Below are 17,086 nucleotides of genomic sequence, written 5' to 3' on the forward strand. Positions count from 1 at the left end.
ATCGTGCTGCCGGCGGGTTCTAGCGAGCGGGCTCCGCCGCCGCGACATCCGGATCTGCGCTGGCGGTCTCCAGCAGCCATTGCCGGAAGCAGGCCAGCGCGTAGTGGTCGCGGCGCTGGGCCGGCGCGCACAGGTGGTAGCCGCGGCGTAGCCGGATGGGCAGGTGGGGGAAGGGCGCGGCCACGCGGCCGGACTGGAGCTCGTCACGCACCAGGCAGCGTTGCAATACCGCGATCCCCATGTCGGCCATGACGGCACGGACCAGGATGGACACCTGGTCGAATCCATTGGACAGCGTCACTTCGTCGCGCGGCACGCCCGCTGCGGTGAACCATTGCGCCCAGTTGTCCTTGCCGTTGGAGTGGTAGAGCAGCGGTTCGCCGAGCAGGCCGTGAGGCGTGCTCCACAGGCCTTGGGCCTGCCTTGCCGCCAGCCTGCTCGGGTGGCAGATCACCACCATTTCCCGCCCGATGACGTAGTCGGCGTGCCAGCCCGGCCACTGTTCCGGTGTGCCGGACAGGATGCTGGCATCGGGCGTTGCGCCGGAAAAATCTTCGTTGCGGCGGTAGGCCGCGAAACTCAGCTGGATTTCGGGATGGCGCCGGTGGAAATCGGGCAGGTGGGGCACCAGCCAGGCGCTGGCCAGCGTGGGTACTGTAGACAGCGTCAGGCGAAAGCGCCGCTCGTCGGCCCGCAGCTCGGTGCTGAGCGCTTCAATCGCCTGTAACGGCGTCTGCGCCCCTTCGTAGAGCTTGCGGCCGGTGTCGGTCAGGGTCAGTCCGTGCGCGTTCCGGTGCATCAGGGGCTGGCCGAAATGCGCTTCCAGGCGGGAGATGGCGCGGCTGATGGCGCCTTGGGTCACGCACAGCGTCTGTGCGGCTTGCGTGAAGCTGCCCAGGCGCGCTGCCGTGATGAAGGCATGCAGCTCCGACATGGACGGCGAGTGCAGGCGCATTGAGCATGATCTTTGGTAATGAAGGAGTGCAATATAGTCGTTTGAAAGGAGATCGTAAAGTTTGGACACTGGCGGCCGTATTGCAGACCCATAACGACTCTTCCATTTTCGGAGTAGCCCCATGTCCCGCCGCCTGTTGGGCCGGTCCGCGCGTTTCGCGCTTGCCGGCATGTTCGCCACGTTGTCCTTTGCCGGTTTGGCCCAAGCCGCCGACTATCCGTCCCGTCCCATCAAGCTGGTGGTGCCGTTCGCCGCTGGCGGTTCGACCGACATCGTCGCCCGTCTGGTGGCGGAATATGCCGGCCGCGATCTGAAGCAGACCATCGTGGTCGAAAACAAGGCGGGCGCGGGCGGTTCGATGGGCATGGAACAGGTGGCCCGGGCCACGCCGGATGGCTACACCATCGGCATGGCCACGATGAGCACGCATGGCTCGAACCCGGCCGTCTACCGCAAGATGAACTATGACCCGGTCAAGGATTTCGTGCCCGTGGCGAATGTGCTGGCCGTGCCCAGCATCTTTGCGATCAATCCGAACTTGCCGGCCAAGAACATGGCGGAATTCGTGGCCTTGGCCAAGAAGGCCCCGGCTGACCGGTACAGCTTCGCGTCGCCGGGCGTGGGATCGCTGGGCCACGTGAACATCGAGAATTTCATGATGCTGTCAGGCATCAAGCTGCTGCACGTGCCTTATCGCGGCGCGGGGCCGGCCCTGAACGACGTGATGGGCGGCCAGGTGGATGCCATCACCGACAACCTGTCGTCGACCTTGCCGCAAGTGCTGGGCGGCAAGCTGCGTGCGCTGGCCGTGCTGGGCGCCGAGCGCTCGCCGCTGCTGCCGGACGTGCCCACCTATATCGAGCTGGGTTACCCCGACATGGGCACGGGCGGCTGGTTCGGCCTGGTGGCGCCGGCAGGCACGCCGCCCGCCGTGGTCGATCGCTTGAACCAGGCCGTGCGCGCCGCCATGAAGGATCCCGAGTTCCGCAAGAAGGCCGAGGATGTGGGTGGTACGCTGATGCCGACGACCCCGCAAGAGTTCCAGGTCCAGATCGAACAGGCCCTGGCCCGATACGCCAAGGTGGCCAAGGCCGCCAACATTCAGGCTGACTGACAATGACACACGCCGATTTCAACGCGGTTTCCGTGCATGAACCCCAAGGGCCGGCCTTGCCGCTGGTCTGTGATTCGCCCCATAGCGGAGAGCACTATCCGGATGACTTCGGGGCCGCTGCGACGCGTTCGCAGCTGCGCCAGGGCGAAGACACGCACGTGGACGCGTTGTGGTCGGCGGCGCCCGCGCTGGGGGCCACGCTGATCGCGGCCAACTTCCCGCGCGTGTATATCGATCCGAACCGAACCTTGCAGGACCTGGATCCGGAACTGCTGGCCGAGCCTTGGCCCGTGCCGCTTGCGCCGGGCGAGAAGACCCGCTTGGGCAAGGGCCTGATCTGGCGCCGGATGGACAAGGCCACGCCGATCTATGACCGCAAGCTGACGCTGGATGAAGTGCGGCACCGCATCCAGGCGTATTACGAGCCTTACCATGCGGCGCTGTCGCAGGCGATCAGCCGGGTCGAGCAGCGGTTTGGCGCCGTCTGGCATCTGAACCTGCATTCCATGCCCAATGATGCCTACGAGCGCCTGGGCCGGCAAAGCGAGCATCCGCTGGCGGACTTCGTGTTGGGCGATCGCGACGGCACGACCTGCGAGCCTGAGTTCATTGCGCTGATCGAGAAGGCCTTGCGCGATCTGGGGTACACGGTGGCGCGCAACGACCCCTACAAGGGCGTGCAGCTGATCGCGCAGATCGGGCAACCAGCGCTGAACCGGCACAGCCTGCAAGTGGAGATCCGGCGTCCCTTGTACATGGACGAGGCCACGCGCGAGCGCAACGCAGGGTTCGAGCTGTTGCGCGGGCATCTGTCGCAGGTGCTGGAGCAGGTGGCGGACTATGTGCGCGTGCGCATGAATGCCGTTACGTCGACAAAATAGATTCGCGTGTGTGTTGCGGTGCCCGAAGCCGGAATTGATGCAGATCAATTCCGGTTTATTTTTTCCGGCGCGCTTGTCCGAGCGAACAAGCGCTTGCTCCTGGGGCGGCGGCCCTGCGTCGACGGGAACGGCGTGGCAGCAGGGTTTTCGGGCATTTAAGTTTTCTTCTGCCGGGCCGTTGTCGCTAACAACGAGCTGCGCCGATTCTGGCCGCGGCGATAGGGAACCGTAATGCTAGAGAAGACGATCAACGGATTTTCGGTGGTTGCGTACGCGACGCAACCCGAGGGCCGCACCCCCCCGCGGGCGTTCCTGGAGACGCGGCGTCTTGCGCCCAAGGCGAAGCCTGCAGACGCGGGTGCCGAGCCGGCGCAACCTGAAGCGGACAAGCCCGAAGGCCAGCCTTTCGAAATCTTCGTCAGCCGGCGGTTTCGCAGCACGATCGAAGCCATGTCGGCGGCGCGTAACGCGTTGGACCGCGTGAAAAGCGTGGATGAGGACGGGGTGCCGGACCCCCTGCCCGAATAGCGCGCGAGGGTGGGCGAAGCGGGGCCGGCAACGGTGATTGCCGGCGTCGGACCCCATATTGTTATCCCGACTTTGTATTTGTCGAATCCCTGACAGCAGGCTGATGATGCCGCATGGCAATCATCGCCATTCACAGTCTGCTCAAAAGGAAGGTTGATGAATACGAACGTCCATTCTCCAGCGCTCACCGCGCGGGGAGTTTCACGCCGCGCCATGTTGCGCGCGGCAAGCGTCGCGGGATTGGCCGCGCCGCTGGGCATGCTGGGCTCCCGCGTGCTGGCGGCCGATTCGGCGCCGCGCACGTTCAAGATCGCGTGGAGCCAGACCGCCGTCTGCCAATCGCCCGTGTCGGTGGCGCTTGAGCGGGGCTTCTTCGAAAAATACGGGTTGAAGGTCGAACGCATCAATTTCAGCGGGTCGACCGACCAGTTGCTGGAAGCGATCGCCACCGGCCATGCCGACGGCGGTATCGGCATGGCGCTGCGGTGGCTCAAGCCGCTGGAGCAGGGCTTTGACGTGAAACTGGCGGTGGGCACGCACGGCGGCTGCATGCGCTTGCTGACGGCCGAAGACTCGCCCATCAAGAGCGTGAACGATTTGAAGGGCCGCCGCGTAGCCGTGTCGGATCAGGCCAGCCCGGTGAAGAATTTCTTTGCGATCCGCGTGGCCCAACTGGGCATCGACCCCGAGTCCGTGGACTGGCGCCAGTATCCGCAGGATCTGTTCGGCGAGGTGCTGAGAAAAGGCGAGGTGGATGCCATCGCCGGCGACGATCCGCTGATCTATACGCTGCGCGAAGACAACAAGCTGCGCGAGATCGCGACCAACATCGAAGGCGACTACGAGAACCGCACCTGCTGCGTGCTGGGCCTGCGCGGCGACCTGGTGCGCAAGGATCCCGAGGCGGCCGCGGCCATCACGCGCGCGGTGATCGACGCGCAACGCTGGACCGCGTCCAACCCCGATGAGACGGCGCGCATTTTCGCACCTTATGTGCCGGGCAAGGTACCGGCCGAGCGCGTGGCCGCGATCTTGCGCAGCCACAGCCACGGGCATGCCTCCACGGGGTCCGCGCTGCGCGAGGAGATCGTGGGCTACGCCAAGGACTTGAAGACCATCAAGGTGCTGAGCGCGAATCTGGACATCAACAAATACGCGCAAGTGGTGGTGCCCAATGTCCTCGGCTGATGCATTGCCGGCCCGCGCGGGCGGCGCGGCGCTGGCGCCGGGCTGGCGCTTGTGGAAGACGGGCGTGGCGGCCGCCGCCGTGTGGGCGGGCGTGGGCGGCGTGACGCTGGGCTGGCCGAACGTGGAAGTGGGTTTTTCGTCATGGGGCTACACGCAGGAGTTCGGCGTGGCGACCCTGGCGCTGGCGGCGCTGCTTCTGCTGGTGGCGGTGTCGGGCGCAGAGCAGGCGCGGCCGGTGCGCGCCTTGCGCCGCGCCGGGCCCTGGCTGCTGGCGCTGGCGGTTGCGGTGGGCGCGTGGGAAATCGCCACGGCGAAGCTTGCGCTGCTGCCCAGCCCGTTCTTCGCCCCGCCGCAGTCGCTGATCGAGGTCTACGTCACCGACTACAAGCGCTTGGGCGACAGCCTCGTGAATTCACTGTGGCTGCTGGCCAATGGTTTCGTGTTGGGAGCGGCGGCCGGCTTCCTGACGGGCGTGGCGATCGGTTGGTCGCGCGGGTTGGGCTACTGGGTGCATCCGGTGCTGCGCTTTCTGGGGCCGGTGCCGTCTACTGCCTTGCTGCCGATGGCGTTCTTCTTCTTTCCCTCCAGCTGGTCTGCGGCGGTGTTCCTGATCGCGCTGGCGACGTGGTTTCCGGTGACGGTGCTGACCTGGTCGGGCGTGGCGGGCGTGAACCGCGCCTACTACGACGTGGCGCGCACGATGGGCGCCAACGAATGGTTCCTGGTGTTGCGCGTGGCGATTCCGGCCGCCTTGCCGCAGGTCTTCGTAGGCCTGTTCATGGGGCTGGGCGCGTCGTTCTCGGTGCTGGTGGCCGCGGAAATGATGGGCGTGAAATCGGGGCTGGGCTGGTACCTGTCCTGGGCGCAGGGCTGGGCGTCGTACGCCAACATGTACGGCGCGCTCTTTGTCATGGCGCTGGTGTTCTCGGGGCTGATCACTTTGTTGTTCCTGGGGCGCGACCGCCTCCTGGCCTGGCAGAAAGGAGTGGTGAAATGGTAGCGGCAGCCGTGGCGCAAGCGCCTATCCACCGCGGCGCGGCGTTGGCCGTGCAGGGCGTGAATCATCATTTCGATCTGGACGGCACCGCTTTGCCGGTGCTCGACAGCATCGACCTGGAGGTCAAGCCGGGCGAGTTCGTGGCGCTGCTGGGGCCCAGCGGTTGCGGCAAATCGACGCTGTTGCGGCTGGTGGCGGGTCTGGAGCCACCCGCGCAAGGGGACTTGCTGGCGGATGGCGAGCCGATCGACGGGCCGTCGCCGTCGCGCATCGTCGTGTTCCAGGATCCCACCTTGTACCCCTGGCGCACCGTCTGGAACAACGTGGCGTTGGGCCTGCAGGCGCGTGGCCTGTTGAAGACCGAGCGCCATCGCGTCGATGACGCCTTGCAGCGTGTGGGCCTGGCTTCCTTCAGCAAGGCGTATCCGCATCAGCTGTCGGGGGGCATGGCGCAGCGTGCGGCGTTGGCCCGCGCGCTGGTCAACGACCCCCGCATCCTGATCCTGGACGAGCCCTTGGGCAAGCTGGATTCGCTGACTCGCATCGCCATGCAATCCGAATTGGTCGAGTTGTGGCAACGCGCGGGGTTTACGGCCCTGCTGGTGACGCACGACGTGGAGGAAGCCCTGTTCATGGCGTCGCGCATCGTGGTGCTGAGCGAACGGCCTGCGCGGATCAAGGACGAGATCATCAACGACCTGCCTTACCCGCGGCACCGGGGCGACCCGAAGCTGGCGCACTTGCGCCATCGCGCACTGTCCTTGCTGGGGCTGGATGCGACGTGGTGAGGAAACTGGGGCTGGCGCTGGCCGTGCTGGGCTTGCTGGGGGGGGCGGTTGCCGTGGCGGTCTGGCGGCAGCCGCAAGCGGCGCTGGCGATTTCCCACTGGCCTTTCGCTTGGCGATATGACCCCGACCTGCCCGTCAGCCCCCACACCTGGCGGCAGCTATGGCTGGCATTGGCTCAGAGCGGCGCCGCGCTGGTGTTGCTGGTGTGCGCCTTGTTTTCCAGGCGCTGGCGCTACGGCCTGCTGGCGGTGGCCGTCGTGCTGGCTTTCAGCACGCAGTGGCCGCGTCCGCAGATGCTGCTGACCGAGGCGCACAGCACGTCGTATCAGCGTTCACCGTTGGCGTTTTCGGACGCCAACGTGCTGCAAGGCGGGCGGCTGTATCAGGCGCAGTGCGCAAGCTGCCATGGCGCGGCGGCCGACGGCCGTGGGCCGCGCGCGGCCAGCTTGCCCACTTGGCCCAGCGTGTTGGGCGCGCCGCTTTTCGACAACCGCCTGGAAGGCGAATTGCATTGGCACGTGGCTCAAGGCGGCAAGACGCCGTCCGCATCCGCCATGCATGGCTTTCAAGCGGTGTTGAGCGCCGACGACATCTGGCGCGTGCTGGACTACCTGCGACTGCGCGCCTATGGAACAAGCGGTGGCGCAGGCATGCCGGCCATCCCGGCGCCGGTCGTGCATCTGGCCTGCCGCGATGGGCGCGCGGACAGCCTGAGCGGCTTGCGCGGACTGCCGTTGCGTGTGGTGGCGCATGCACCCGACGCGCCGGACGAACCGCAGGACCCGCGCATATTGACGATTGCCCTGACGCGCGGCGCGCCAGGCGAGGTCGACGCCGACTGCGTGGCGGCGGATCGCGGCGCCTGGGATGCCTATGCCCTGGCGGCAGGTGTGCCCCCCGAGGCGCTGTCGGGCGCGCAGTTCATGGTGGACCGGCGAGGCTGGTTGCGTGCGCGCCGCCTGCCTGGCGCGGCGCCCGCCTGGACCAGCGCGGACAACGTCTGCGGGCCGGGCGGGCGGATGGAGGGCGGGGCCGCGGGCGGACTGGGTGAGCTATTGCTGGCGATGGATCGGGCACCCATAGCCTTGCCGCAGAGATCCCCTTGAATCCCGCGAAACCGCGCACCAGGTTGGGAGCGCTTCTTGCGGGGAAAGGGTGCGGCCATTTGGCCGATCAAGGTGAAGCGACATGAACACACCCCTCCCCAACCCGCCCATTGAACCCGAGCATCCCGATTCACAGGAAAAGCTGGATCTTCCAGACGATGCGGACGACGACTCCGACCTTCCCGAAGACGAAGCACAGCCGGAAGAACTGGCTGAACTGGAACCTGAAGAGCCGGTAGGCACGCCCGCATCCAACCAGCAGGAGTCATAGGTGCCCCTCCCACGCGTGGCCGGGATGGAGCGTCCGGCCAGCTGGGAATAGGTGGCGGCGCGCGAGCCGGTTACGGCATTGGCGTCGGCATCGGCGTCGCGACGAGCTTGTCGGCGGGGAAGGGCACGAGCAAACCGCGTGCCGCCTCGGCCGGCGCCGTCAGCCAGTCGCCATAGGCGCCTTCGGGCAGGATGACGATCATGCGCTTTTCCTTACCCGACTGGTGGTAGTGCTTGAACAGCGGGTGATCATCGGCATTGACCGTCAGCATGGTGTAGCTTTCCTGGCGCTGGCCCGCGGCGTCGTGCCATTGGTCCCACAGGCCGGCGATGCCCAGGGGCGCGCCGTCGGCGCGGGTGAATCGCGTTGCAACGGACTTCATGCTGAGGCCTTCGTCAACGGGCCGCCAATCCGGTTCGAAGATCGCCTCGGCCGGGATGATGCAGCGTTGCCCCTTCTGCCATGCGCCGCGGAACGTGAAGGCGCGGGCGACTTGATCATCGCGCGCATTGAATGTCGACAGCTTGCCGGCATCGTTCAGTCCGTCGGACCGGGTCGATGCGCTGATCAGCCCCCACCGCCCCAGGACCGCTTCGCGATCAGGCACCGCGTCATCGCCGGCGTCATGCGCCACCGGACGGCGCACGAACAGCCCCTGAAGCTTGGGCCACACGTCATACATGCCGAGCGCCGCGGGCTTGTCGCGCACCCCGAACTTCTTGAGCAGCAGTTCGGCGTCCTTCAAGGTCTGGTAGTGGCTGCACATGCATACCTCCGCTATTGCGTCGAGTATAGGCGCGGCAGGGGAAAAATCGGACGCGATAAGTGAGGGACATATAAGCGCGCGAAATCCGGATATTCCGACAAGATAGTTCCCCTTGGCGGCCCTGCGACCCATCATCGTGGACAGGTTTCTTTGCACACTTTCTTCATGACGAGGTCTTCAAGATGAGTACGTTGAACGAATATCTGGGCCAGAAACGCGCGGCCGTCCTGGTTCGCAACGGGCGTGATCCGCAGACCGTGGAGCCCGTGAAGTTGCGCGCGCACGTCAGCGCCGAGGGCCGTAGCGGCGTGCGCCGCATTCGCATCCGGGACCATCAGGTGGTCAGCGACAGTCCGGCCGACTTCGCGGGTTACGATCTGGGGCCCAGTTCGCCCGAGCTGCTGCTGGGCTCCCTGGGCAGTTGTCTTACGCACATCTTCCTGATCAAGGCGGCTGAGCTGGAACTGCCGCTGGAATCGCTGGAAGTCGAGATTGAAGGCGACCTGGACCCGCGCGGCGGCAAGCCGGGCTACGAGAAGGTGCCGTTCTTTCCGCACAATATCCGCTACACGGCGCACATCGTGTCGCCCGCCGACGAGCAGGCAGTGCGCGCCGTGCACGAGGCGGTGGAGCAGTGGTGCCCCATCCTGAACCTGCTCAAGCAGCCGCAACCGCTGGAAGGCAGCGTGCGGCACACGCGCCCGGCGCCGCAATAAGCGCCGGGCAGGCGCGGCGGCTCAGGTCAGCGTGCTGCGCATCAGGATCTCGGTGAGCGCGCGGGTGGGCTTGTTCGGCGCGGGCGCCGAGATGACGATGAATTCCACCTGCGGCAGGGCGGGCAAGTGGCCAGCGCCCGCGGGGGCCGCCAGGCCCGCCGTGGACAGGTGCGAGGGCTGCACCGTGATGCCTAGCCCGGCGCGGGCGGCGGCCTGGCAGCCGGCGTAGCTGGTGCTGGTACAGACGATCTGCCAACTGCGGCCGGCGCGCGCCAGCGCATCCAGCGTCAGCGTGCGGGTCACGCTGGGTTCGCGCAAAAGAATCAGCGGCAGGGGTTCGTCGGGGGCGATGCGCAAGCCCTCCTTGGCCCGCCATAGCAGGGCTTCCTTGTGCAGGGTCTGTCCCCGGCGGTCGCCGCGGCGACGCTTGCCGATCATCACATCCAGCCCGTTGTCGTCCAGCAGCTTGTAGAGCTCGCTGGTGACGCCGATGGTCAGGTCCAGCTCCACTTCGGGGTGGGCCAGGCGGAAAGCCGCCAGCACGTCGGGCAGCGGCCCCATCGCCAGGTCATCGGACGTACCCAGGCGGACGCGGCCGCGCAGCCGAGGCGCGTCAAACAGCCTTTCGGCCCGTTCATGGGCATCCAGGATGATTTCCGCGTGCACCAGCAGGCTGCGGCCGTCGCTGGTCAGCGTGAGCGAATGCGTGTCGCGCAGGAACAGGCGGCGGTTGACCGCCTGCTCCAGTTGCCGGACGTGTTCGCTTACCGTGGGCTGGGTCAGCCCCAGCCGCCGGGCGGCCTCGGTGAAGCTGGGCGCGGCCGCGGCGGTGGCAAAAGTCTTGAGCCACAAGGGATTGAGCATGGCGCGGTTTTGTCATAGGAATTTCCGATGACAGTTAAAGTAATCAGTGGGCTTCACGATGGCAAGGGGCGCGCCTATAGTTCCCGTAACTTTTCGACCATCCGACCGCCATGCGCCGCTTCCTGCCCGACCAATTCACGCTCATCCTGATCGCCACGGTGGTGTTCGCCAGCTTCTTTCCCGCGGTGGGCAAGGGCGCGTCCTTCATGATGGTGGCCAGCAATGTGGCCATTTCGCTGCTGTTCTTCCTGCATGGCGCGCGCCTGTCCACCGACGCCATCGTGGCGGGTGTGAAGGATGTGCGCCTGCACGCGCTGATCCTTGCGTGCACCTTCATCCTGTTTCCGGCGTTGGGCTTGGGGCTGCGGGCGCTGTTCCCCGGTTTGCTGACGCCGTCGCTGTGGCTGGGCGTGCTGTTCGTCTGCACCTTGTCGTCCACGGTGCAATCGTCCATCGCGTTCACCTCCATGGCGCGTGGCAACGTGCCCGGCGCCATATGCGCGGCGACGGCATCCAATCTGCTGGGCACTGTGCTGACGCCGCTGCTGGTGGCGGTGCTGCTGCATCGCCAGGGTGGCGGGCACGGGCTGGCCGACGCCGGCCGCATTCTGCTCCAGCTGTTGCTGCCGTTCGCCGTAGGTAGTCTGCTGCGGCCGTGGATCGGCGCCTGGGCGCAACGCAACAACCGCGCCCTGTCCAAGGTGGACCGCAGCTCGATCCTGCTGGCGGTCTACACCGCGTTCAGCGAGGCCGTGGCCCAGGGCATCTGGCATGCGTTCCCCGCGATCGACCTGGCTACGATGGTGCTGGTCAATGCCTTGTTGCTGGGGGCCGTGTTGCTGATCACGACGTGGGGCAGCCGCAAGCTGGGCCTGTCCAAGGAAAACGAGATTACGCTGGTCTTCTGCGGATCGAAGAAGTCGCTGGCCTCGGGCATTCCGCTGGCGACCGTGCTGTTCGGCACCTCGCAGATGGGCGTGGTGGTCCTGCCGCTGATGATCTTCCACCAGATGCAACTGATGGTGTGCGCGGTGCTGGCGCGCCGGTACGCAGAGCGCCAGGAGCCGACGCAGGTGGCGGTGGCCGGCGCCTAGGAACGCAGGAGACTGGCAGCCCCCGTCAGGCGGCCTCGTCCCGCGGCTGGATCTTGCCGCTGGGTTGCCAGAAGACGTCGCCGTCGCGCTCAGTGACGGTCAAGACGGCCAGGCGGCCGTTCTTGCAGGGGCCGCCTACGCACAGGCCCGTGTCGGGTTGGTAGGTGGCGCCGTGGCGCGCACACATGAGCAGATCGCCGGCACGCGTGAAAAAGCTGCCTTCCCAGTCGAGTTCGACGCCCACGTGGGCGCAGCGGTTCAGGTAGCCATGCACGCGGTCCTGGTAGCGCACGAAGAATGCGGTGGTCTGGCCCGCGCTATCGGTTACCGGTACTTTCACGCCCAGCCCGCCGTTGACGAGCTCGGCGGCGGCACAGACTCGGACTTCAGGGGCGGCGGGGGAATCGTGCATGGCGGGCCTTCCAGGAAAAGGGTGCGATCTTCGGACAGGGGGCCGGGCTTGTCAATCGGCGGGGGCGGTGGGGATGACGGGAGCGCTGTCCTGCTGGCGGGCCCACATGCCCGCATAGACGCCGCCCTGGGCCAGCAGCTGCGGATGGCGGCCGCGTTCGATGACGCGGCCGTCGGACAGCACGATGATCTCGTCCGCGTCCGCCACGGTGGACAGGCGATGGGCGATGATCAGCGTGCTGCGGCCCTGGCTGACTTCCCGCAGGTTCGCCTGGATTTCGCGTTCGGTGTGGGTGTCCAGCGCGCTGGTGGCCTCGTCGAACAGGAAGATGGCCGGGTTTTTCAGGATCGTGCGCGCAATGGCCACGCGTTGCTTTTCGCCGCCCGACAGCTTCAGGCCCCGTTCGCCCACCATGGTCTGGTAGCCGTCGGGCATGGTCATGATCAGGTCATGGATGTGCGCCAGCCGCGCGGCGGCCTCGATTTCGGCGTCGGTGGCGCCGGGCCGGCCGTAGCCGATGTTGTAGTGGATGGTGTCGTTGAACAGCACCGTGTCTTGCGGTACCACGCCGATCGCCGCCCGCAGGCTGGCTTGGGTGACGTCGCGCACGTCCTGGCCGTCGACGACGATGGCGCCGCTATCGGTGTCGTAGAAGCGGAACAGCAGGCGGGCGATCGTGGATTTTCCGGCGCCCGACGTGCCAACCACCGCCACGGTCTTGCCGGCGGGAATGGTGAAGCTGACGCCTTTCAGGATGGGGCGGCGTGCGTCATAGCCGAAATGCACGTCGCGGAATTCCACCTGGCCGCCTGCGATCTGCAGGGGGCGGGCATCCGGGCGGTCGGCCACTTCGCGGTCCTGGCCCAGCAGTTCGAACATGCGCTCCATGTCGATGATCGCCTGCTTGATCTCGCGGTAAATGAAACCGAAGAAGCTGAGCGGCTGGTACAGCTGCAGCAGGTAAGTGTTGACCAGGACGAAGTCGCCCAGCGTGTAGCGGCCTTCGGCGATGCCGGTGGCGGCCATCCACATGACGAGCGTCAGGCCGACCGAGATGATGGCGGCCTGGCCCACGTTCAGGATCGACAGGCTGACCTGGCTGCGCACGGCGGCGCGTTCGTAGCGGGTCAGCGAGGCGTCATAGCGGCGCGCTTCGTGTTCTTCGTTGCCGAAGTACTTGACGGTTTCGTAGTTCAGCAGGCTTTCGATGGCCTTGGTGTTGGCCTCGGAGTCGGTCTCGTTCATCTGGCGCCGGAACTTGGCGCGCCACTCGGTGACGACAAGCGTATAGGCCATGTACAGGATCACCGTCGCGCCGGTGGCCAGCGCCAGCCAGACGTCGAACATCTTCCACAGCACGATGCAGACCAGGCCGATTTCAAAGAACGTCGGCAGGATGTTGAACAGCAGGAACGACAGCAGCGTCTGGATGCCCTTGGTGCCGCGTTCGATGGCGCGGGTCAGGCCGCCGGTCTGGCGCGACAGGTGGAAACGCAGCGCCAGGGCGTGCAGGTGCCGGAAGATCTGCAGGCCGACGGCGCGGATGGCGTGCTGGCCGACCCGGGCGAAGATGGCGTCGCGCAATTCCGAGAACAGCAGCGACAGTACGCGGGCCGTGCCGTAAGCCAGGATCAGCCCCAGCGGCACCGTCACCGCGCCGGGCGCGCCTTTGCCCAGTTCGTCGATGGCGTGCTTGTAGATCAGCGGCACATAGACGGTCGCCGTCTTGGCGGCGAACAGACAGAGCAGGGCGGCGACGACGCGCACTTTCAACCCCGTCATCCCGGGGGGCCACAGGTAGGGGAAAAGGGTGCGCAGGGTGGAAAAACCGCCCCGATTCTTGGGGGGCGCGTCAGAGGGATTCATGGCTGGGCAAGGGGGCGGATGCGGGGGGCGGCCAGGGGGGCGCAGGGGCGTGTAACGGCCATTATCGGACACGGGCGCTATTATTTGGCTGATAACCCCTGGTATCTACGGACCATTACTGGGGGATGTTGATCCGGTATCGCGACGCGGGCGCAGCTCGGCAAGCCCGCTCTTTTGTCTCTTCAATCCTGGGGTAAGCCGGGCTGTGCCCAGGATTGCGCGACCTGGCGCGTATTCGCCGTGCGGGTGTCGCGGTGCAAGCTTCGGAGGGTCTTATGGCGAAAGTACCCGCAGTGAAATTGAACGACGGCAACAAGATCCCGCAACTGGGGTTGGGTGTCTGGCAGGTGCCGGACGAGCAAGCCTCCTCCAGCGTGAAGGAGGCGCTGGCGGCCGGTTACCGCTCGGTGGACACCGCGGCCATCTATGGCAACGAGGCGGGCGTGGGCGCCGGGTTGCGCGCGGCCGGCGTGGCGCGCAAGGACCTGTTCGTGACCACCAAGCTCTGGAACGACCGGCACGGCTATGACGACGCGCACAAGGCGATGGACGAAAGCCTGGAAAAGCTGGGCCTGGCGTATGTGGACCTCTATCTGATCCATTGGCCCGTGGCGGGCAGCGCGAAGTTTCTGGACGCCTGGCGCGCCATGGTCGAGATGAAGGAAGACGGTCGCGCCCGTTCGATCGGCGTGTCCAATTTCACGCAGGCCAATCTTGAGCGGCTGATGGAGTCGTCCAAAGTGGTGCCGGCGGTGAACCAGATCGAGCTGCATCCCGGGTTCGCCCAGCGTGAACTGCGCGCCTTCCATGCCAAGCACGGGATCGCGACCGAGTCCTGGAGCCCCTTGGCCCAAGGCGGCATCACCAAGGAAAAGGTCATCCTGGAGCTGGCGAAGAAGCACGGCAAATCGCCCGCGCAGGTGACGCTGCGGTGGCATTTGCAGAGTGACCTGATCGTGATCCCGAAATCGGTCACGCCCGCCCGCATCCGCGAGAACATCGACGTTTTCGATTTTGAACTGTCGGGCGACGAGATGGCGGCGATCGACGGCATCAAGGAAGGCGCCCGCCTGGGGCCGGACCCCGAGCGTTTCGGCAAGTAAGGCTGGCCAGCGCGGCCGTCGGCGGGGCAGGGGGTAGCGGGCCCCCGATGGGGAGGCGGGACCCCAATCCCCCGTGGCGGTACTTTTTGCGGGCTAGTGCTTCAGCGGGAAACACCAGTAGCGCACGATGACCACGAGCAGGATGGTCAGCGTGATCCAGGACGCCCAGTGCCAGGCGCCGGTGCCGAGCAGGGCGGCCAGCAGGCCGAACACGCTCAGCGCGCCCAGCAGGATCGGCACGCCCCACACGAACATGAAACCGCAGCCCCCTTTGCTGCTTTGACGGGCGGTCATGCGGGTGTCCTTTGCGGGGCGGCGGCGGCCTGATGCTTTTTCACGAGTTCGTTGATGCGTGCTTCGGTGGCGCGGCGGCGCGCCAGCCACAGGTAGAGGCCGCTGACCAGGACCACGATGGTGATCAGGTCCAGCAGCGCCCAGATGATCTTCAGGGGCAGGCCGGCGTAATCGCCGAAATGCAGCGGGCGGGACACTTCCAGCGCGGTCAGGTACCAGGGCATCTTGGCCACGGTCGTCAGCGCCCCGGTCTTGCCGTCCACCAGCACCGGGGTGTTCAGCTTGGAGGTCAGCGGCGTATCGCCGCGCATCCAGGCGATGTAATGGTGCGGGCTGCCGAAAGCGTTGCCGGGGAAGGCGATGAACGACACTTCGTTGCCCGGCAGCGCTTTTTTCGCGGTGTCGGCGGCCAGTTGGGCCGACGCCAGTTCGCTGGGTACCGACTGGCCTTTATAGGGTTCCAGGATGCGGACCAGCTCGGTCGATTGCCACAGGCGGAACAGTGGGGTCGACAATTCGTTGATGACACCCGTCACGCCCACCACGAACGCCCAGACCAGCGTGACGATGCCCAGCAGGTTGTGCAGGTCCAGCCATTTCAGGCGGGTGGAGCGCGCGGCGCGCACCGTGCCGAACTCCAGCTTCTTCATGAAGGGGCCGTAGAGCACGACGCCGGACACGATGGCCACGCAGAACAGCAGGCCCATGAAGCCCAGGAACAGTTCGCCGGGTAGCCCCGCGAACAGGTCCACGTGCAGCGCCAGCATGATGCCCATGAAAGAGAACTTGTCCTCGGCATAGGGCGGGCCGTCCAGCAGCACGTCGCCCGTGCGGCCGTCCATGCGCACCGCGTGCCCGGAGGCCTGGCCGTCGCCCGGCTTCTTGGCCATCCCCACCCAGACCTGGGGTTCGTCGGGATCGAAGAACAGGTAGTCGATCACTTCGCCCGGGTACATGGACTTGGCGCTTGCTACGAGCTTGTCCAGGTTGGCGGGGGGCGTGTTGGCCGGTACATCCGACAGGGGCTTGGCATCATCGAGCCAGTGTTCGATTTCGTGGTGGAACACCAGCGGCAAACCGGTAAGACAGATGATGAGCAGGAAGATGGTGCAGACGAGGCTGGTCCACTTGTGGATCCAGTACCAGGTCTTGATGGTGGAGGCGGCTGTCATGGCGACGGCAGGAGGCGGCCTGCGCGGCCCCCTTTAAGGTATCAGTTGGGAAAGTCGGAACATTATCACGAATAATAGCGATTCTCGTAACGCAATATTTTGACCCCGTAGCCATGGGGGGCGCAACAGTGTCCGACCAGAAACCGGGTTAAAAAGAGGGGTCAGGTTTCAACAGGCAAGAACAGCCACAGTCGGGTGATGGGGACGGATCCATTCGCCCGCAACCGGTGGCTGCCGGATCATCATGGAGCAGCGATTTCTGAAAATCCCACGCAATGAACGCGGCCGCGATTTTGCGGTGGGCGACGTGCATGGGCATTTTTCCCGTCTACAGGAAAGCCTGAACCGCCTGGGTTTCGACCCAGCGCGCGACCGGCTGTTTTCCGTGGGCGATCTTGTGGACCGGGGGCCGGAAAACGAGGCCGCTCTGGAGTGGCTGGCCCAGCCCTGGTTCCATGCGGTCCAGGGCAACCACGAGGACTACGCGATCCGCCACGTACGCACCGGGGAGGTAGACGTCATGAACTGGCGCGGCTACGGCGGCGGCTGGTTCCTGGACCTGCCGCCCGACCGGCAAAAAGTCTTTGCCGAAGCCTTCGCGCAACTGCCCATCGCCATTGAGGTCGAGACGGCCGACGGCGCGGTCGGCTTGCTGCATGCGGATTGCCCGGTGCTGTTCTGGCCGCGGCTGGAATCCGCGCTGCAAGACCGCTATAAGCGCACCAGCGCGGCTTGCCAATGGTCGCGGGAACGGCTGCGCCAAATGGACAGGACGGTCATCAAGGGCGTGCGGGCGGTGGTCGCGGGGCATACGCCAGTGGCGGCGCCGCTGTTGCTGGGCAACGTCTATCACATCGACACCGAGGGCTGGCGGGAGGGCTATTTCACGTTCCTGGACCTGGAGTCGCTGCTGGCCTGGCCACATGAGGTGGTGACCGAGCTGGCGACCGAGGAATAGGTCCGCCGGGTCG

At 66.1% G+C, this 17,086-nt stretch carries 19 protein-coding genes; 12 read left to right on the plus strand and 7 right to left on the minus strand.

Annotation, left to right across the window (positions count from 1 at the left end; translation table 11 throughout):
- Positions 1-19 precede the first annotated feature (19 nt).
- A complete protein-coding gene (locus tag CEY09_RS23130) occupies positions 20-955 on the minus strand; it encodes a LysR substrate-binding domain-containing protein (RefSeq protein ID WP_088590403.1) in 936 nt (311 codons plus the stop codon).
- A 121-nt stretch (positions 956-1,076) separates the two neighbouring features.
- Here CEY09_RS23130 and CEY09_RS23135 point away from each other — a divergent pair, with 121 nt between their 5' ends.
- The 8 genes from CEY09_RS23135 to CEY09_RS23170 all read left to right on the plus strand — a co-directional run bounded on the left by CEY09_RS23135 (position 1,077) and on the right by CEY09_RS23170 (position 7,828).
- A complete protein-coding gene (locus tag CEY09_RS23135; RefSeq protein ID WP_088590404.1) occupies positions 1,077-2,069 on the plus strand; it encodes a Bug family tripartite tricarboxylate transporter substrate binding protein in 993 nt (330 codons plus the stop codon).
- A gap of 2 nt (positions 2,070-2,071) precedes the next feature.
- A complete protein-coding gene (locus CEY09_RS23140) occupies positions 2,072-2,950 on the plus strand; it encodes an N-formylglutamate amidohydrolase (RefSeq protein ID WP_088590405.1) in 879 nt (292 codons plus the stop codon).
- A gap of 231 nt (positions 2,951-3,181) precedes the next feature.
- On the plus strand, positions 3,182-3,478 hold the full coding sequence (locus tag CEY09_RS23145) for a hypothetical protein (protein ID WP_088590406.1): 297 nt from the start codon (positions 3,182-3,184) through the stop codon (positions 3,476-3,478).
- Between the two features lie 156 nt (positions 3,479-3,634).
- Positions 3,635-4,666: an ABC transporter substrate-binding protein gene (locus CEY09_RS23150; RefSeq protein ID WP_088590407.1), complete on the plus strand. Its 1,032-nt coding sequence runs from the start codon at positions 3,635-3,637 to the stop codon at positions 4,664-4,666.
- Positions 4,653-5,666, plus strand: coding sequence for an ABC transporter permease (locus tag CEY09_RS23155; RefSeq protein WP_006226928.1), 1,014 nt, complete (start codon positions 4,653-4,655; stop codon positions 5,664-5,666). The genes CEY09_RS23150 and CEY09_RS23155 overlap by 14 nt, the downstream gene beginning before the upstream one ends.
- A complete protein-coding gene (locus CEY09_RS23160; protein ID WP_088590408.1) occupies positions 5,660-6,451 on the plus strand; it encodes an ABC transporter ATP-binding protein in 792 nt (263 codons plus the stop codon). Before CEY09_RS23155 ends, CEY09_RS23160 begins: the two co-directional genes overlap by 7 nt.
- Positions 6,445-7,557 carry a c-type cytochrome gene (locus CEY09_RS23165; protein WP_234818377.1) on the plus strand — a complete coding sequence of 371 codons (1,113 nt, stop codon included), beginning with the start codon at positions 6,445-6,447 and terminating at the stop codon, positions 7,555-7,557. Before CEY09_RS23160 ends, CEY09_RS23165 begins: the two co-directional genes overlap by 7 nt.
- Before the next feature lie 82 nt (positions 7,558-7,639).
- Entirely contained in the window at positions 7,640-7,828 is a 189-nt protein-coding gene (locus CEY09_RS23170; protein ID WP_088590410.1) for a hypothetical protein, read from the plus strand.
- A 70-nt stretch (positions 7,829-7,898) separates the two neighbouring features.
- On the opposite strand, the gene CEY09_RS23175 is transcribed toward CEY09_RS23170, so the two are convergent.
- Complete coding sequence (locus CEY09_RS23175; protein ID WP_088590411.1) at positions 7,899-8,594, minus strand: SOS response-associated peptidase; 696 nt, start codon at positions 8,592-8,594, stop codon at positions 7,899-7,901.
- Positions 8,595-8,776: 182 nt separating this feature from the next.
- On the opposite strand from CEY09_RS23175, the gene CEY09_RS23180 reads away from it, so the two are divergent.
- Positions 8,777-9,310 carry an OsmC family protein gene (locus CEY09_RS23180; RefSeq protein WP_088590412.1) on the plus strand — a complete coding sequence of 178 codons (534 nt, stop codon included), beginning with the start codon at positions 8,777-8,779 and terminating at the stop codon, positions 9,308-9,310.
- Between the two features lie 21 nt (positions 9,311-9,331).
- On the opposite strand, the gene CEY09_RS23185 is transcribed toward CEY09_RS23180, so the two are convergent.
- Positions 9,332-10,174: a LysR family transcriptional regulator gene (locus tag CEY09_RS23185; protein WP_088590413.1), complete on the minus strand. Its 843-nt coding sequence runs from the start codon at positions 10,172-10,174 to the stop codon at positions 9,332-9,334.
- A 110-nt stretch (positions 10,175-10,284) separates the two neighbouring features.
- Between CEY09_RS23185 and CEY09_RS23190 the strand changes: the two genes are divergently transcribed.
- On the plus strand, positions 10,285-11,268 hold the full coding sequence (locus tag CEY09_RS23190; protein WP_088590414.1) for a bile acid:sodium symporter family protein: 984 nt from the start codon (positions 10,285-10,287) through the stop codon (positions 11,266-11,268).
- A gap of 25 nt (positions 11,269-11,293) precedes the next feature.
- Here CEY09_RS23190 and CEY09_RS23195 read toward each other — a convergent pair whose 3' ends face one another.
- On the minus strand, positions 11,294-11,680 hold the full coding sequence (locus tag CEY09_RS23195) for a Rieske (2Fe-2S) protein (RefSeq protein WP_006226920.1): 387 nt from the start codon (positions 11,678-11,680) through the stop codon (positions 11,294-11,296).
- 51 nt (positions 11,681-11,731) lie between these two features.
- The gene (locus CEY09_RS23200) at positions 11,732-13,546 is read right to left on the minus strand and encodes an ABCB family ABC transporter ATP-binding protein/permease (protein WP_088590415.1); all 1,815 of its coding nucleotides are present in this window, start codon (positions 13,544-13,546) and stop codon (positions 11,732-11,734) included.
- Positions 13,547-13,821: 275 nt separating this feature from the next.
- Here CEY09_RS23200 and CEY09_RS23205 point away from each other — a divergent pair, with 275 nt between their 5' ends.
- On the plus strand, positions 13,822-14,649 hold the full coding sequence (locus CEY09_RS23205) for an aldo/keto reductase (protein ID WP_088590416.1): 828 nt from the start codon (positions 13,822-13,824) through the stop codon (positions 14,647-14,649).
- Positions 14,650-14,742: 93 nt separating this feature from the next.
- Here the strand turns inward: CEY09_RS23205 and CEY09_RS23210 are convergent, their stop codons facing one another.
- On the minus strand, positions 14,743-14,943 hold the full coding sequence (locus CEY09_RS23210; protein WP_088590417.1) for a hypothetical protein: 201 nt from the start codon (positions 14,941-14,943) through the stop codon (positions 14,743-14,745).
- Positions 14,940-16,115, minus strand: a complete 1,176-nt coding sequence (locus CEY09_RS23215; protein WP_088590418.1) for a PepSY-associated TM helix domain-containing protein — start codon at positions 16,113-16,115, stop codon at positions 14,940-14,942. Before CEY09_RS23215 ends, CEY09_RS23210 begins: the two co-directional genes overlap by 4 nt.
- A 244-nt stretch (positions 16,116-16,359) precedes the next feature.
- Between CEY09_RS23215 and CEY09_RS23220 the strand changes: the two genes are divergently transcribed.
- Complete coding sequence (locus CEY09_RS23220) at positions 16,360-17,073, plus strand: metallophosphoesterase (protein WP_088590419.1); 714 nt, start codon at positions 16,360-16,362, stop codon at positions 17,071-17,073.
- The last annotated feature ends 13 nt before the right edge of the window (positions 17,074-17,086 follow it).

The organism is Achromobacter marplatensis, assembly GCF_002209535.1.
GTDB lineage: Bacteria > Pseudomonadota > Gammaproteobacteria > Burkholderiales > Burkholderiaceae_B > Achromobacter > Achromobacter marplatensis.

Coding starts and splice junctions, on each gene's coding strand:
- CEY09_RS23130 (WP_088590403.1), bottom strand. CDS start 955: ATGCGCCTGCACTCGCCGTCCATGTCGGAGCTGCATGCCTTCATCACG.
- CEY09_RS23135 (WP_088590404.1), top strand. CDS start 1,077: ATGTCCCGCCGCCTGTTGGGCCGGTCCGCGCGTTTCGCGCTTGCCGGC.
- CEY09_RS23140 (WP_088590405.1), top strand. CDS start 2,072: ATGACACACGCCGATTTCAACGCGGTTTCCGTGCATGAACCCCAAGGG.
- CEY09_RS23145 (WP_088590406.1), top strand. CDS start 3,182: ATGCTAGAGAAGACGATCAACGGATTTTCGGTGGTTGCGTACGCGACG.
- CEY09_RS23150 (WP_088590407.1), top strand. CDS start 3,635: ATGAATACGAACGTCCATTCTCCAGCGCTCACCGCGCGGGGAGTTTCA.
- CEY09_RS23155 (WP_006226928.1), top strand. CDS start 4,653: ATGTCCTCGGCTGATGCATTGCCGGCCCGCGCGGGCGGCGCGGCGCTG.
- CEY09_RS23160 (WP_088590408.1), top strand. CDS start 5,660: ATGGTAGCGGCAGCCGTGGCGCAAGCGCCTATCCACCGCGGCGCGGCG.
- CEY09_RS23170 (WP_088590410.1), top strand. CDS start 7,640: ATGAACACACCCCTCCCCAACCCGCCCATTGAACCCGAGCATCCCGAT.
- CEY09_RS23175 (WP_088590411.1), bottom strand. CDS start 8,594: ATGTGCAGCCACTACCAGACCTTGAAGGACGCCGAACTGCTGCTCAAG.
- CEY09_RS23180 (WP_088590412.1), top strand. CDS start 8,777: ATGAGTACGTTGAACGAATATCTGGGCCAGAAACGCGCGGCCGTCCTG.
- CEY09_RS23185 (WP_088590413.1), bottom strand. CDS start 10,174: ATGCTCAATCCCTTGTGGCTCAAGACTTTTGCCACCGCCGCGGCCGCG.
- CEY09_RS23190 (WP_088590414.1), top strand. CDS start 10,285: ATGCGCCGCTTCCTGCCCGACCAATTCACGCTCATCCTGATCGCCACG.
- CEY09_RS23195 (WP_006226920.1), bottom strand. CDS start 11,680: ATGCACGATTCCCCCGCCGCCCCTGAAGTCCGAGTCTGTGCCGCCGCC.
- CEY09_RS23200 (WP_088590415.1), bottom strand. CDS start 13,546: ATGAATCCCTCTGACGCGCCCCCCAAGAATCGGGGCGGTTTTTCCACC.
- CEY09_RS23205 (WP_088590416.1), top strand. CDS start 13,822: ATGGCGAAAGTACCCGCAGTGAAATTGAACGACGGCAACAAGATCCCG.
- CEY09_RS23210 (WP_088590417.1), bottom strand. CDS start 14,943: ATGACCGCCCGTCAAAGCAGCAAAGGGGGCTGCGGTTTCATGTTCGTG.
- CEY09_RS23215 (WP_088590418.1), bottom strand. CDS start 16,115: ATGACAGCCGCCTCCACCATCAAGACCTGGTACTGGATCCACAAGTGG.
- CEY09_RS23220 (WP_088590419.1), top strand. CDS start 16,360: ATGGAGCAGCGATTTCTGAAAATCCCACGCAATGAACGCGGCCGCGAT.